The sequence below is a fragment of the Pseudomonas sp. GW823-FHT03E05 genome (genome assembly GCF_058796855.1).
The window spans coordinates 593,913-608,643 of the sequence record NZ_JBXAJB010000001.1 but is presented as its reverse complement, the minus strand read 5'-3'; the positions used below and the strand labels follow the sequence as shown (position 1 = coordinate 608,643).

The window sequence follows — 14,731 nt, the reverse complement described above, 5'->3', positions numbered from 1 at the left end:
GGCTAGCGTAGGTCCCCCGGCGCCTTTCCGGCCGCCGGGCAGGTCTGTCGAGGGAAAAAGCCGTTGTAGCAGATGAACATGACCGTTTCCCTTCCCCATAACCACCGCTGTTGCGTGACTAGCGGAAACGCCCCGCCAGGAAGGGTTGCAGGTTCACGCTCGGGGTCAGCCCGCTGGCCTGTTCCGCCACCAGTTGCCCACTGATGGCGGCCAAGGTCAGGCCAACGTGACCGTGGCCGAAGTTGTAGTGCACCTGGGGCAGCAGCCGCGACTGGCCGAGCACCGGCTTGCTGTCCGGCAGCGAGGGACGAAAGCCCATCCACCGGGAAACCGGTTCGTGGTGCAGGGTCAGGAAGCGTCGCGCCGCCCGGGACAGGTAGTGATAGCGGCGCGGGTCCGGCGCGGCGTCGAGGCCGCCGAATTCCACCGTGCCCGCCACCCGCAGCCCTTGGGCCATGGGCGTCAGGTAGAAACCGCCGGCGCCCCAGCACACCGGGCGGCTGAGCAAGCCGCCGGCCTGATCGAACAGCACGTGATAACCGCGTTCGGTGTCCAGGGGAATCTCGTCCCCCAGGCTCTGCGCCAGGCGGCGGGACCAGGCGCCGCTGCACAACACCAGGCGTTCGGCGGGCAGTTGCTCGCCACTGCCGAGGCGGGCAAGCACCCGCTCGCCGTCCTGGACGCTGCGCTCGACCCCCTGCAACTCATCGCGGCGAAACACTCCACCGCGCTCGATGAAGCACCGCAGCAAGCGCTGGCTCAATGCGAAGGGATCGAGGGTGCGGCTGACCTGGGGCAGTTCCAGCGCCAGGGCCGCACGGGCGTTGAGGGCCGGCTCCATGGCCCGTAGCTCCGGCCCTTCCACCAGGCGCATGGGCACCTCGAACCCCTGGTGATAGGCCAGCATGTCGATAGCGCTCTGCCGCTCGTGGGCCTCGAAGATGTACAGCGAGCCGTCATGGCGCACCAGGTCGTTGGCCCCGGCATCGTCGAACAACGCCTGCCAGGCGCCCATGCAGGGCTTGAGCAGGCTGTGCAGGTCATGGCTGATGGCCTTGACCCGCGGCTCGCTGGAGCTTTGCAAAAAGCGCCATAGCCAGGGGGCGATCCGTGGCAGGTAACCCGGGCGGATCGCCAGCGGGCTGTCGCGCCGCAACAGCATGCCCGGGGCCTGGCGCCAGATGCCGGGGGTTGCCACTGGCTCCACGGCATAGGTGGCGAAGGTACAGGCATTGCCGAAGGAAGTGCCGCTGCCCGGCGGCTGGCGGTCCAGCAGGGTCACCCGCCAGCCCAGGCGCTGCAGCCACAGGGCGCTGGCCAGGCCCACCACCCCGGCCCCCACCACCACGGCGTGGCCGCGTTGTTGCTGACTTGCAATCATGCCGGGCTCCTCATGTGCCACTGACGACCCGGGTCCACAGGCGAGTGCTCAGGCGCATGCCGGCCGGGGTCATGGTCTTGATCGGGAACAGCGTATCGAGCACCGACTGCGGCGGGTAGGCCGCCGGGTTGCTGCGCAACTGCGGTTCGATGTAGGGCAAGGACGCCGCATTGCCGTTGGCGTACTGCACGAAGTTGCTGATGTTGGCGATCACCTTTGGGTCCAGCAGGTAGTTCAGGTAGGCGTAGGCGTTGTCCAGGTGCGGGGCGTTCCTGGGAATCACCACCATGTCCATGGCCACGGTGGAGCCTTCCCTGGGGATGCTGTAGCCGAGGTTCACGCCGTTTTTTGCCTGCTGCGCGGTGGCCATGGCTTGCAGCACGTCGCCGCTGAAACCCACGGCCACGCAGATGTTGCCGTTGGCCAGGTCGCTGACGTACTTGGCCTGGTGGAAGTAGAGGATCGAGGGGCGGATCGCCTGCAGCGCCGCTTCGGCCTTTTTCAGGTCCGCCGGCTGTTCGCTGTGGGGGTCCAGGCCCAGGGCATTGAGGGTGATGGGCACCATCTGTGTCGGGTTGTCGAGAAAGGCCACGCCGCACTGCTTGAGCTTCTGGATGTTCTCCGGCTTGAACAGCAGCTGCCAGGACTGGGTGACATCGGTGTCGCCGAAGATCGCCTTGATCTTGTCGACGTTGTAGCCGATGCCCACGGTCACCCACATATAGGGAATGCCGTACCTATTGCCCGGGTCGCTGGTTTCCAGCAGCTTCATCAGCTTGGGATCGAGGTTGTTCCAGTTGGGCAGCTTGCTGCGATCCAGGGGCTGGATCGCCCCGGCCTGGATCAGCCGCGGCAGAAAGTGGTTGGACGGGCTGGCCAGGTCATAGCCGCTGCCGCCGGTCATCAGCTTGGCCTCGGTGGTCTCGTTGCTGTCGATCACGTCGTAGGTAGTCTGGATTGCGGTGCGCTGGGTGAACTGGGCCAGGGTGTCCGGAGCGATATAGCCGCTCCAGTTGGCGATGCTCACGGTCTCGGCCGCCTGGACGCTTGCGGCGCACAAGGCCAGGGATAAAAGTGCCGTAGTGGTGCGATTGATCATGTTGCCGCCCTCTGTGCTCTTATTATTGCGGCGTTTCATTCGCCGCGACGGTTAACGTTCGTGTCGCGCGCGCTGCACTTCCCAGCCCATGCGCAAGCTTGCTCCAATGTCGAAAAACGGTCGGGGTGGCAGGTAGCCGGGCCGGGCCTGGGACAGCACGTCCCGCAGCAGCGAGGAGTCGCAGCCGGCGGCCATTTCCACCAGCAGCCGGCCCCACAGGGTGCCCCGGGCCACCCCCGAGCCGTTGCAGCCGGCCACCGCGTGCAGGCCTTCGGCGACCCGGCTGAAGTACGGCTCGCCGGAACGGGTGCCGCTCAGGTGCCCGGTCCAGGTGTATTGCAGGTCGGTATCGGTAATGCCGGGAAAGCGCTTTTGCAGGCCCCGCAGGTGTTCCTGGCGGCGCACCGCCAACTGCGCCGGGCCGAGATCGCGCTGGCGATACTCGACGGTGTTGCGCATCAGCAGGCGGCGCCCGGGCAACAGGCGCACCGTGGCCGCCCCGGGCAAGGTGGAGAGCACGCCCCAGCCCTGCTCATCCAGCAGCCTCTGCCAGTGATCTTCCTGCAGGGGCCGGGTGATGCTGGCGCTCAGCTCCAGGGGGAAGGTGCGGCTGTGCCGGACTCCGAGCCGGGGCAGAAAGGCACCGACACAGGCCAGCACCTGGGGCGCCTGGATCTCGCCCTCCCCGGTCACCGCCCGCCAGCCCCGGCCCGGCAGAGGCTGCAGGTCCTGCACCGGGCTGTTCTCGAACACCTCCACCCGCTCCGGCAGGCGCTCCAGCAGGCCCTTGACGTATTTGGCCGGCTGCAGCAGCGCGTTGCCACCGGCGCAGTGGATGGCCCGCTGGTAGAAGCCGCTGCCCAGGCGCTGCTGCAAGGCCGCGCCTTCCAGGTACTGGGCCTGGGCGCCCGCGGCATTCAGGGTAGCGACTCGGGCGCCGCTGTCCTGCAAGTGCTGCCCCTGGTGCACGGCGAAGTGATAGCCGCCAGCGTCGAACTCGCACTCGATGCCCAACTCGTCAATGCGCCGGCGCACCTCTTCACCGGCAGCGATGCCGATGCCGCAGGCAAGCTGATAGGCCGAGTGGCCGGGCCGGCCCAGCAACTCATCGGCGCCGGGCAATTCATGGCTGACCACAAACCCCGAGTTGCGCGCCGAAGCCCCCTGGGCCGCCCGCTGGCGATCCAGCAGGACGATGCGTTGCTGGGGCAACATCCGCGCCAGGGCATGGGCCGCCGAGAGGCCGGTGATGCCACCGCCAATGATCAGCCAGTCGGCTTTCTGTAGGCCCTTGAGGGTTGGCCGCTGGGAAGTCTGCCCTGCCAGGGCGATCCAGCCACATACATTGTTCAAAGCCTGTCACTCCTGCACAATCCATGCGCCCGGAGCATTCAACAGAACACTCAACCCGGCGCCACATGCCCACAATCTATGGATATGACGGCTTTATTTCGAACGTTATTAATTCATCCATCTATTCGGAAAACGCATGGATAACCCTCTTCGACTGCCCTCGTTGCAGGCCCTGCAGACCCTGGTCAGCGTGGCCCAGACCCACAGCTTCACCGAGTCCGCGGCGCGCCTGCACCTGACCCAAAGCGCGGTGAGCCGGCAGATCCAGCAACTGGAGGAGCACTATGGGGTCAGCCTGTTCGAGCGCAGCAGCCGAAGGGTCTCGCTGACCGAACAGGGGCGCGATGTCTGCACGGTGGCCACCCAAGTCCTGAGGTCCCTCGGCTCCCTGCAGGAACGCCTGGCCCCGGCGCCCCTGGACCGGCCGTTTCGCATCCGCATCTTTGTCTCCCTGGCGGTGCGCTGGTTGCTGCCGCGGCTCAGCGGTTTCTACGCCGCCAACCCCGGGCTGTGCCTGTCGATCGAGACCGTGGGCGGGGCCACGGTAGACCCCGGCGGCGATTGCGACGCCTATGTGCTGTACCTGCCGGAAGGCCTGGACGAGCGGCCGCTGACCCCGCTGTTCGACGAATACCTGGTACCGGTGTGTGCCCCAACGCTCAGTGACGGGCAATTGCCGCCGCGCTCCCTGGAGGAACTGGCCGGGCACGCGCTGATCCACGGTTCTACCAGCCGCCAGGAATGGACCGCCTGGCTGCAGGCCCAGGACGACCAGACGCCCCACAGCTACAAGCATCTGCTGTTCAACCTCGACGACCTGGCCCTGGACGCCGCAGCCCGGGGGCTGGGGGTGGCCATGACGGACCTGATCCTGGCCCAGGACTCGATTGCCCGGGGCAGCCTGCTGATCCCCTTTGGCCAGGCGCTCAAGACCGGCGGGGTCTATGCCCTGTGGCTACGCGACAGCGGCGCCGCGCATCCGGCCTGCGAAACCGTATTGAACTGGTTCCAGGCTCAGGCAGCCGAACGGGATCTGCCCGCGGCACGAGGCCTGGCTGGGGCGATTGCAGCAGCCCTGCCCACCCTGGGTGGCAGTAAATCCCAGGCTGAATGACTGGACCAGGCCCTGCTGCTCATGGGCCGAAAAAAAACACTGAAGGGCCGATGAACACAGCCCGGGAAAGCTCGAGCGCCGCCGGCGCTCAGCTGTAGAGCGTCACCATTGCCCAGGCAAAACACGCCAGCACCAGGGCCATCCCCACTACATACACCGCTAAAGCACGACCCACAGCATCACTCCACGAACCAGGCAGTCATCAACACACTCACTCTCGGGGTGAGTCATGGCGCGCATTCTAGCAGCGCGCGACGTCATTTTGACACGAGCCTCTAAGCCTGATTAAAAGCCTCCCGACAAATGGTATTAGCGTCAATTTAATGGCTTAAATCAGCCTGACTCTTCTTAACGGGCAGCCGAACTGCGCAACATCATCTTGCATTGCGCCCAGTGTTTTCTTTCCGCCGAGAAACCTGCTGCCTCCGGAATCAATGCAATCCCCCTTTTCCCGCTAAACCGCGAACCTGAGCGCTATCAGCGCCTGCACTCCTGGTTGGACAAGAGTGATCCTGACTGCTTTGATCTCAACGCCAGGTCCGGTTTTCACAATCCCAGGGAGGGTCCATGTCGTTCAAGGTCATGATGGTTTTCGGTACACGTCCTGAGGCGATCAAGATGGCACCACTGGCTCGGGTTCTAAGGCACTGGCCAGGTATCGAGCTGCACATCTGTTCCACCGGCCAGCACCGGGAAATGCTCAAACAGGTACTCGACGCCTTTGAGCTCGAGGTCGATGTGGACCTGCAATTGATGACCCAGGGCCAGACCCTCAACGGCTTGTCGCAGCAACTGCTGATCCACCTGGACACCAGCTACGAGCGCCTGAAACCGAACATCGTGCTGGTCCATGGCGACACCACCACCAGTTTTATCGCCGCCCTCGCCGCCTTCAACCGGCAGTTGCCCATTGGCCACGTCGAGGCCGGCCTGCGCACTGGCAACCTCCAGGCACCCTGGCCCGAAGAAGCCAACCGGCGCCTGACCGGGGTCATCGCCGACCTGCACTTCACCCCGACCGCCAGGTCCGCAACCAACCTGCTGCGGGAAAACGTGCCCGCTGAAAACATCGAGGTCACCGGCAACACGGTGATCGACGCGCTACTGTGGATGCGCAACCGGCAGAAGCACACCCACTGGCGCCCCGCGGCCAACTCGCCCCTGGCGGTGCTCGACGACAGCCGGCGCATGGTGCTGATCACCGGCCACCGCCGGGAGAACTTCGGTGACGGTTTCCGCGATATCTGCAAAGCCCTGGCAACCCTGGCCGAGCGCTACCCGGACGTGCAGTTCGTGTACCCGGTACACCTCAACCCCCAGGTGCAGAACGCGGTGTACGGCCTGCTCTCGAACAAGCCGAACATCTACCTGGTAGCGCCCCAGGACTATCAGCATTTTGTCTGGCTGATGGGACGTTCGCACTTCATCCTCAGCGACTCCGGCGGCGTCCAGGAAGAGGCCCCGGCCATCGGCAAGCCCTTGCTGGTGCTGCGCGAGGTCACCGAGCGGCCGTCGGTGCTGGAAGGCGGCACCGTGCTGCTGGTGGGCACCGATCGCGAGCGCATCGTGCACCACGCCAGCGAACTGCTGGACGATGCACAGCTGCATGCCCGCATGAGCCGCGTTTACAGCCCCTACGGTGACGGCCGCGCCAGCGAACACATCGCCCGCCGCCTGTGCACCTGGCTGGAGGCCCAAGCCCCCCGTACTCCGGCATGAGCCCGGGCATCCCCCGCAGCCCGCAGTCGCAAAACGTCCAGTTGGCCATATGGCTCCACACTCTGTGCGAGAACTGGAAGCTACCGGTCACTGGCAGGTACCTGCCGATTGAACTGGACGACCTACACTTTCAAGCAGCGGATCGTCGCGCCCCCTCCAACCCCGGCGCGGTGTTCTCCCTGCGCTATCGCCCCTGGGGCAAGCCGCTGCTGGATCATCAGCTCACATCCAAGGCCCGCGATGTTCAGAACCCTTGAAGAACAAGTGCTCAAACAGGCCGCTCCAGCGGCCTTGAAGCTTGAATTCGCGCAACATGATTTCGAACGCCTGCGCAGCTTCTGCGTCCTGATCTACACCGCCAGCATCCTGATCTGGCTGATCTTCGACCTGATCGTCAGCTTTCCCGGGCAGCAGGGCTTTACCGCCTATTCGATGGTCTTTCTGAGCATTCTGTCCTTCACCACCATCATCCTCGGCTTCACCCGCCAGGACCGGCACTTCCAGTGGGTCAACCTGCTGTTCGTGCTGACCATAACCATCGGCGTGCGCCTGGTGATCGAGGGGCTGCCCATCGACCAGCGCCCGGTCTGGCTGATTCTCGGGGCGTCGAGCATGCTCTACGGCGCCTCGGTGATGCCTCTGCGACGCTGGTCGTTCGTCAGCGCCATCTTCATCACCTGGCTGGTGCTCAATCCGTTCTGGCGCACCAGCACCACCCTGCAGGAACTCAAGGGGCTGCTGGTGCTGGTGTACGCATTGTTCCTCAGCGCATTGACCCTCTACAGCTTCATCACCCTGCGCCGGGCCCGGCTGCACAACTACATCATGTCCAAGTTGCTGCTGGACCAGGCCTACCTCGACACCCTCACCGAGATCCCCAACCGCCGCTCGTTCATGGCCCGCGCCGGCCAGCGCCTGCAGGCTCTGCCCCGGGAGCACGACCATTACCTGGCGATGGTCGACATCGACAACTTCAAGAAGGTCAACGATGTGCACGGGCATGACATCGGCGACGAAGTGCTCAAACGCATCGCCGCCGATATCAAGGGAGTGATGAGGGATTTCGACTATGCCCGCCTGGGCGGCGAGGAGTTCGCCATCTACCTGGCCGACGTGCCCCGCGCGGATGTGGAGGCGCTGGCCGCGCGACTGTGCCAGGTGGTGCGCGACCAGCCGACCCGGCACCCGGTGACCATCAGCATGGGCCTGGCCCGGGTCGAGCCTGGCGAAACCCTGAACCAGGCCCTGATCAAGGCCGACCAGGCGCTGTACGAATCCAAGCACGGCGGCAAGGATCGCTACACCTTCCATCCAGCCGCCAGGCCCGCACCACCCGCGTAGGAGCTGGCTTGCCAGCGAAGAGGCCCCAGTGTCAGTCCACGCTCCTGCGCGACAGCAGCACCTGGGTTACCCGGCGCTCTTCCACTGCCCTGACCTGCAGGCTCCAGCCTGCCCACTCCACCCGATCGCCCTTGACCGGCAGGCGGTCCAGCAGGCTCATCACCAGACCGGCCAGGGTCTGGTAGTCCTCGGTGGGTTCAGCGCCGAAGCCGGTCCGCTGGCGTACCTGAGGCAGGTTCAGCGCACCATTGACCAGGAACCCGCCCTCTTCTTCGATCACATCCGGGCCTTCGATCTCGCTGGCATCCGGCAGCTCGCCGGCAATGGATTCGAGAATGTCGGTCATGGTCAGGATGCCCATGAAGTCACCGAATTCGTTGATCACAAAGGCAATGTGGGTGGACGCCTGGCGCATCTGTTCCAGGGCGTTGAGGATCGAAAAGCTGTCCAGCAGGTTGATGGTCTTGCGCGCCAGATGCTCAAGGTTCGGCTCGCTGCCCGCCAGGTACTCCTTGAGCAGTTCCTTCTTGTGCACGAAGCCCAAAGGCTCATCCACCGCGCCATCGCGAATCAGCGGCAGGCGCGAGTACGAAGAATGCATCAGCTTGGTACGAATACTCTCCGGGCTGTCCGTAAGGTCGATGCAGTCGACCTCGGCACGCACCGTCATCAGGCTGCGGATCGGCCGCTCCGCCAGTTGCAGTACACCACTGATCATCACCCGCTCACGGCGGTCGAACAGCTCGCTGCTGGGGGCCTCATCAGTTTCCAGCAAGTCGGCAATTTCCTCGCCCACTTCTTCCGCCGCCAGCCTGCGCCCACCCAGCAGGCGCATCACCGCATAGGCCGTGCGCTCGCGCATCGGCCGCAGGCCCTGCATGGATTTCTTGCGCCGGGCCCGGGCGATCTGGTTGAACACCTCGATCAGGATCGAGAAGCCGATGGCCGCATACAGGTAACCCTTGGGAATATGGAAACCCAAGCCTTCGGCGGTCAGGCTGAAGCCGATCATCATCAAGAAGCCCAGGCACAGCATGATCACCGTCGGGTGCGCGTTGACGAAACGAGTCAGCGGCTTGCTGGCGACGATCATCACGCCGATGGACACCACCACCGCGATCATCATCACCGACAGGTGCTCGACCATGCCCACCGCGGTGATCACCGCGTCCAGGGAGAACACCGCATCGAGCACCACGATCTGCGCCACGATCGGCCAGAACAAGGCGTAAGTGGTACTGCCGGCGCGCTGGCTGACATGGCCCTCCAGGCGTTCATGCAACTCCATGGTGGCCTTGAACAGCAGGAACACACCACCGAACAGCATGATCAGGTCACGCCCCGAGAAGCTGTGCTCGAAGACCTCGAACAGCGGCTGGGTCAGGGTCACCATCCACGAGATGCTGGCCAGCAGGCCCAGGCGCATCAACAACGCCAGGGACAGGCCGATGATCCGCGCACGGTCGCGCTGCTCGGGCGGCAGCTTGTCCGCGAGGATGGCGATAAACACCAGGTTGTCGATGCCCAGCACCAGCTCCAGGACGATCAGGGTCAAAAGGCCAAGCCAGGCCGTGGGGTCTGCGATCCATTCCATAACGACGACTCAAGTGCTCCGGAAAATTCAAACGGCCAGGCGCGACGCAGCGCCAAGGTGCAGGGGCTGCAAAACCTCGGGTACGGGCGAATAAAGGCAGGAAGTGGCAAGTGCCAGGCAAGTGCAACCGGGAGAATGGCTGCCTGAGCGTCTGGGGCTCAGGGCCGCCGGATGGCGCGAGAAGTCATGGGGCAAAGCGAGGAAAGAGCGCCGACTGGGGGGCTCCGAGAGCGTGTTCATGCAAGTCCTGAAGGAAAAAACGGACTTGGAGATTACAGGGAGGGCGAGCCGATTCCCCAGCGGGAAATCATTACAAGATTTTATCCGGCCCGCGTCTCTGACGCAGGCCGGCACCGCTACAACTGCTCGGAAATCTCGATCAGGTTCAGGTCCGGGTCCCGCAGGTACACCGAACGGATCGGGCCGGTGGCGCCGGTGCGCGGCACCGGCCCTTCGATGATCGGCCAGTTGGCCTGTTGCAGATGGGCAATCACCTGTTCCAGGGGCACGCTGGCGATGAAGCACAAATCCAGCGCCCCCGGCACCGGCAGGTGGGCCTTGGGTTCGAACTCCTGGCCGCGCACATGCAGGTTGATCTTCTGGTTGCCGTACTTGAAGGCCTTGCGCCCGCCGGCAAAGGTTTCCAGTTGCATGCCCAGCACGCGGACGTAGAAATCCTCGGCGGCAATCGGGTCGATGGTGGTCAGTACCAGGTGGTCAAGGTGGTCGATCATCGAAGACGCAGCTCCTGAAGCGAAAGGAATGGCCCGGGGATTATGCGACCCGGGCCGCCGCTTGAACATGCCCCATCAGGCTTTGCCGCGGTACTCGCGCCGTACCTGCTCGATGTAGCGCACCACCGCCGGTGCCTGCTCGAAACGCCGGTGGATCAGCGACAGCCAGGACGTCGCCGAGCTGCCGCCAATCGGCCGGTACAGCACATGGGGCAGGCTGATGTGGCCCACCACCGACTCCGGCACCACTGCCACGCCCTGCCCCAGGGACACCAGGGCCAGTACCGCCACCAGGCCGCCGGGCTGGGGGCCCAGCTTGGGGGCGTAGGCACCCTGGGCCGCCACCTGCAAGGTGCCGCTGATCTGCTCCGGAAGAATGAAGGTTTCATTGAGCAGGTGTTCGGAGGCGATCTGCGGCAGGCGGCACAGCCAGGATTCATCGGACAGCGCCAGGACAAAGCCCTCGGCGTCCAGGCGAATGGCCTCGACCCCTTCCGGCAACGTCATGGGCGAGCGAATGTAGCCCACGTCCAGGCGACCATCGGCAATCCGCGCCGGCAGCGTCGCCATCGGGCACTCCCGCACGTTGAGGCTGACGTCCGGGCAGTCGCGGCCAAAGCCCTGCACCTGTTTCTGCAACAGCCCGCAATACACCGCCGAGGCCACATAGCCCAGTTCGATATGGCCGATCTCGCCGCGCCCGGCACGCTGGGCATTGCGCTGGGCAAACTCGAACTGGCGCACCGTGGCCTCGGCTTCCAGCAGCAGGGTGGCGCCGGCCTCGGTCAGGCTGACCTCGCGTTGCTGGCGCAGGAACAGCCGGGTGCCAAGGGTGTTCTCCATGTCCTGGATCTGCCGGCTCAGGGTGGGCGGGGCAATCCCCAATTGCTCGGCGGCGCGGGTGAAATTGCGCTGCCGGGCCACCGCCAGGAAGTAGCGAAAGTGACGAATTTCCATGATGGGCATTAGCTCAAAGGTAATGAACTGGTCGCCAGCAGCTAACAAAGACCGCGAAAGGCCGGGATAAGCTGAGCGAACCTTCACAGTAGAGAGCTTCTGCCATGCGCGTCAAACCCCTGTTTCTGGCAATGATCACCTGCTGCGTGCTGCAGACCGCGGCCGCCGAGGACAGCCGCCCCGTCATTGCCCACAAGGCAATCCTTACCCTGGACAACGCCCAGCGCCTGCTCAGGGCCGCCCAGCAAACCGCCCAGGCCAAGGGCTGGCCCTGCGCCGTGGCAATCGTCGACGACGGCGGCTGGCCGATACTGGGCGCGCGCATGGACGGCGCCCCAGTGGTGGCCGGAGTCGAGCTGGCCCAGGGCAAGGCACGCACCTCGGCATTGTTCAAGCGGCCCTCCGGGGATCTGGAAAACGCCGTCAATGGCGGCCGCCCCGCCGCCCTCAGCGCCGGCCTGGTGATGATGAAAGGCGCCCAGCCGATCATCGTCGACGGCCAGGTGATCGGCGCCATCGGGGTCAGTGCCGACACCCCGGCCCACGACGATGAAATCGCCCTGGCCGCCCTCGCCACCCTCAGTCGGCAGGCCACGCAATGAACCGCTCCGTCAACCCGCGCCTGACCCTGCTCACCGCATCCGGGGTCTGTTCGCTGATCGTTCTGGACACCAACATCGTCGCCGTGGCGCTGCCGAGCATCGCCCGTGACCTGGGGGCCAACTTCGCCGATATCGAGTGGGTGGTCAGCGCCTACATGCTGGCCTTCGCCGCCCTGCTGCTGCCCGCCGGCAGCCTGGCCGACCGCTTCGGCCGCAAGCGCACCCTGCTCTGCGGCCTGGGCCTGTTCATCCTCGCCTCCCTGGGCTGCGGCGCGGCGCCCAACGCCCTGCTGCTGGACATCGCCCGGGCGCTCAAGGGGGTGGGCGCGGCGCTGCTGCTGACCTCGGCCCTGGCCTCCATCGGCCATACCTTCCACGACGAAGTGGAACGGGCCAAGGCCTGGGCCTTCTGGGGCGCCTGCATGGGCATGGCCATGACTGCCGCGCCCACGGTCGGCGGGCTGATCACCGAGTACTTCGGCTGGCGCTGGATCTTCTACTTCAACCTGCCGGTGGGTGCGTTGCTGCTGTGGAGTGTGCTACGCAACGTGCCGGAATCCCGGGATACCCAGGCGGCGCGCCTCGACCCCTGGGGCAGCCTGGCCTTCAGCGCCAGCCTGCTGTGCCTGATCTGGGGCCTGATCGAGGCCAACCGCATCGGCTGGAGCCACCCGGCGACCACCACCCGCCTGCTGGCAGGCGTGGCGCTGCTGGGGCTGTTCGTGCTGATCGAGCGGCTGCAAAGCCGGCCCATGGTGGACCTGCAACTGTTCCGCCACCCGCGCTTCATCGGCGCCCTGCTGGGCATGTTCGCCTACGCCGGCTGTGCCCAGGTGATGATGACGCTGCTGCCCTTCTACCTGCAGAACGGCCTGGGCTTCTCGGCCATCGCCTCGGGCCTGGGCATGCTGCCCTTCGCCCTGACCATGCTCATCTGCCCGCGGATCGGCGCACGCCTGGCCGGGCGCTATGCGCCGGCCACGCTGATGGCCGCAGGGCTGACCCTGGTGGGCTGCGGCAACCTGCTCAGCGCCTGGGCGGTACACGCCGGGGGCTACCTGAACTTCGCCCTGGCAATCGCCGTGACCGGCGCCGGGGCCGGATTGCTCAATGGCGACACGCAGAAAAACATCATGGCCTGCGTGCCGCGGGAACGCACCGGCATGGCCTCGGGCATGAGCACCACCATGCGCTTTAGCGCCATCATGCTGGCCATCGGGGTGTTCGGTGCGCTGCTGGCCAGCCATACCCAGCAGCTCTTGCAGGGCAGCCTGCACACCGTGCCCGGGCACTGGCTGGAGCAGGCACCGGAGATTGCCTCACGGGTGGTGGCCGGGGATATGCAGGGCGCGATGGCCGGCTTGCCGCCCGATGCCCGGGCCCTGGTCGAGCCCCTGGCCCGGCAGGCCTTTGTCGGTGGTTTCGGCCTGGTGCTGACGGTGGCCGGGATGCTCGCCCTGCTCGGCGCCCTGGTGGTGGGCCGGCTGATGCGCAATCCACTGCCCCAGGCGTCGGGGCTGACGCTGAAGCTGCAATAGCCCAGGCACTGCACAAACCGCTGCCGCGCCTGCGGCAGCGGTCCTGGCCCGCCCGCTTGCAATTTCACAACACTCGTTCAATTGCTGGGGCAATCCGCCACGGTTAAGGTGCGCCCTTCGCAACGCCCCATTGAATGGATAACGAGGTGAGCGTGAAGCCTTCAAGCGTGATCGTGGTGGGCGCCGGGATTGTCGGCGCCGCCATTGCCTACCACCTGGCCCGCCAGGGCGCGCAGGTGACCGTGCTGGAACAGGACAGCCCGGGCTCGGGCGTCACCCGCCACTCCTTTGCCTGGATCAACCCCCACGGCGAGTTCCCGGCAGCCGCCCGCGCCCTGCGGGCCCAGGCGCTGGCAGACTACCGCCGCCTGCAGCACGAACTGCCGGCCTTGCAGATCCGCTGGTCCGGCGCGCTGACCTACGGCGCGGCCGACCAGCAAGCGCCAGATACCGACGAGCCAACCGCCGAGGCCTCGACCCGGTGGCTGGACCGGGCCGGCGTTGCCCAACTGGAACCCCACCTGCAAGTGCTGCCGGAGCGTGCCCGCTATGCATCCGGCGAAGGCAGCCTGGACCCGGTGGCCGCCACCCGCACCCTGCTCGATGCGGCCTGCACCCACGGCGCCCGGGTGTTCGACCAGACCCGGGTACTTGGCTTGCGGGTCGAAGGCCAGCGGGTACTCGGGGTAAACACCGCCGCCGGGCTCCACCGTGCCGACCAGGTGCTGCTCGCCAGCGGCTGCGCCACCCCGGCCCTGCTCGCGCCCCTGGGTATTCAGTTGCCGGTGCAGGCCTCGCCGTCGATCCTGATCCGCGTCAATGCGCCACCGGGCCTGGTCAAGACCCTGGTCTCCAACAGCCAGCTGGAAATCCGCGAAGCGGCGGACGGCAGCCTGCTGCTGGCCGAGGACTATATCGATGCCCAGGGTCCACTGGGGCCCGAGGCCATCGCGCAACAGGCCCTGGCCAGCATCCGCCAGCTGTTCCGTGGCGCCCAGGCCATCACCTTGCGCAGCGTGGAAGTTGGCCTGCGGCCGATGCCCGGGGACCAACTGCCGATCATCGGCCCCAGCACCCGCTACCAGGGCCTGTACCTGGCGGTGATGCACGCCGGAGTGACCCTGGCCCCCACGGTGGCGCGCCTGATCAGCCAGGAACTGCTGCACGGGCAAACCTGCGCCGAACTGGCCGCCTGCCGACCGGCACGCTTCGCCTGAACACCAGCCCCTGTCGCCACACCGCGGCAGGGCCTGCAAGATTTCACGGAATCATCCGCCCTCGCCTGTTGTCCTCTTTTGA

At 65.8% G+C, this 14,731-nt stretch carries 12 protein-coding genes; 6 read left to right on the top strand and 6 right to left on the bottom strand.

Going from position 1 to position 14,731, the window contains the following annotated elements; translation table 11 throughout:
- Positions 1 to 118: 118 nt before the first annotated feature.
- The 3 genes from AC1RCO_RS02755 to AC1RCO_RS02745 are packed head-to-tail and all read right to left on the bottom strand — an operon-like array spanning position 119 to position 3,833.
- Positions 119 to 1,381 (bottom strand): NAD(P)/FAD-dependent oxidoreductase, encoded by a 1,263-nt coding sequence (locus tag AC1RCO_RS02755; RefSeq protein WP_492617347.1) that lies wholly within the window; start codon positions 1,379 to 1,381, stop codon positions 119 to 121.
- Between the two features lie 10 nt (positions 1,382 to 1,391).
- On the bottom strand, positions 1,392 to 2,480 hold the full coding sequence (locus AC1RCO_RS02750; RefSeq protein ID WP_015636031.1) for a polyamine ABC transporter substrate-binding protein: 1,089 nt from the start codon (positions 2,478 to 2,480) through the stop codon (positions 1,392 to 1,394).
- Between the two features lie 51 nt (positions 2,481 to 2,531).
- A complete protein-coding gene (locus AC1RCO_RS02745) occupies positions 2,532 to 3,833 on the bottom strand; it encodes an NAD(P)/FAD-dependent oxidoreductase (RefSeq protein WP_015636032.1) in 1,302 nt (433 codons plus the stop codon).
- A gap of 136 nt (positions 3,834 to 3,969) precedes the next feature.
- On the opposite strand from AC1RCO_RS02745, the gene AC1RCO_RS02740 reads away from it, so the two are divergent.
- The 3 genes from AC1RCO_RS02740 to AC1RCO_RS02730 all read left to right on the top strand — a co-directional run bounded on the left by AC1RCO_RS02740 (position 3,970) and on the right by AC1RCO_RS02730 (position 8,007).
- Positions 3,970 to 4,947, top strand: coding sequence for a LysR substrate-binding domain-containing protein (locus tag AC1RCO_RS02740; protein WP_315868954.1), 978 nt, complete (start codon positions 3,970 to 3,972; stop codon positions 4,945 to 4,947).
- A 567-nt stretch (positions 4,948 to 5,514) separates the two neighbouring features.
- Positions 5,515 to 6,666, top strand: a complete 1,152-nt coding sequence (wecB, locus tag AC1RCO_RS02735) for a non-hydrolyzing UDP-N-acetylglucosamine 2-epimerase (protein ID WP_492617346.1) — start codon at positions 5,515 to 5,517, stop codon at positions 6,664 to 6,666.
- Between the two features lie 240 nt (positions 6,667 to 6,906).
- The gene (locus AC1RCO_RS02730; RefSeq protein WP_065364316.1) at positions 6,907 to 8,007 is read left to right on the top strand and encodes a GGDEF domain-containing protein; all 1,101 of its coding nucleotides are present in this window, start codon (positions 6,907 to 6,909) and stop codon (positions 8,005 to 8,007) included.
- A gap of 31 nt (positions 8,008 to 8,038) precedes the next feature.
- Here AC1RCO_RS02730 and AC1RCO_RS02725 read toward each other — a convergent pair whose 3' ends face one another.
- From AC1RCO_RS02725 to AC1RCO_RS02715, 3 genes are all read right to left on the bottom strand, one after another.
- Entirely contained in the window at positions 8,039 to 9,601 is a 1,563-nt protein-coding gene (locus tag AC1RCO_RS02725) for a TerC family protein (RefSeq protein WP_011061874.1), read from the bottom strand.
- Positions 9,602 to 9,957: 356 nt separating this feature from the next.
- Positions 9,958 to 10,335 (bottom strand): VOC family protein, encoded by a 378-nt coding sequence (locus AC1RCO_RS02720; protein WP_011061875.1) that lies wholly within the window; start codon positions 10,333 to 10,335, stop codon positions 9,958 to 9,960.
- A 75-nt stretch (positions 10,336 to 10,410) separates the two neighbouring features.
- Positions 10,411 to 11,292 (bottom strand): LysR family transcriptional regulator, encoded by an 882-nt coding sequence (locus AC1RCO_RS02715; protein ID WP_011061876.1) that lies wholly within the window; start codon positions 11,290 to 11,292, stop codon positions 10,411 to 10,413.
- Between the two features lie 104 nt (positions 11,293 to 11,396).
- Here AC1RCO_RS02715 and AC1RCO_RS02710 point away from each other — a divergent pair, with 104 nt between their 5' ends.
- From AC1RCO_RS02710 to AC1RCO_RS02700, 3 genes are all read left to right on the top strand, one after another.
- Positions 11,397 to 11,894 (top strand): GlcG/HbpS family heme-binding protein, encoded by a 498-nt coding sequence (locus tag AC1RCO_RS02710; RefSeq protein WP_019094372.1) that lies wholly within the window; start codon positions 11,397 to 11,399, stop codon positions 11,892 to 11,894.
- Positions 11,891 to 13,432: an MFS transporter gene (locus AC1RCO_RS02705; protein WP_492617345.1), complete on the top strand. Its 1,542-nt coding sequence runs from the start codon at positions 11,891 to 11,893 to the stop codon at positions 13,430 to 13,432. The genes AC1RCO_RS02710 and AC1RCO_RS02705 overlap by 4 nt, the downstream gene beginning before the upstream one ends.
- Positions 13,433 to 13,584: 152 nt before the next feature.
- Positions 13,585 to 14,649, top strand: coding sequence for an NAD(P)/FAD-dependent oxidoreductase (locus tag AC1RCO_RS02700; RefSeq protein WP_236204239.1), 1,065 nt, complete (start codon positions 13,585 to 13,587; stop codon positions 14,647 to 14,649).
- The last annotated feature ends 82 nt before the right edge of the window (positions 14,650 to 14,731 follow it).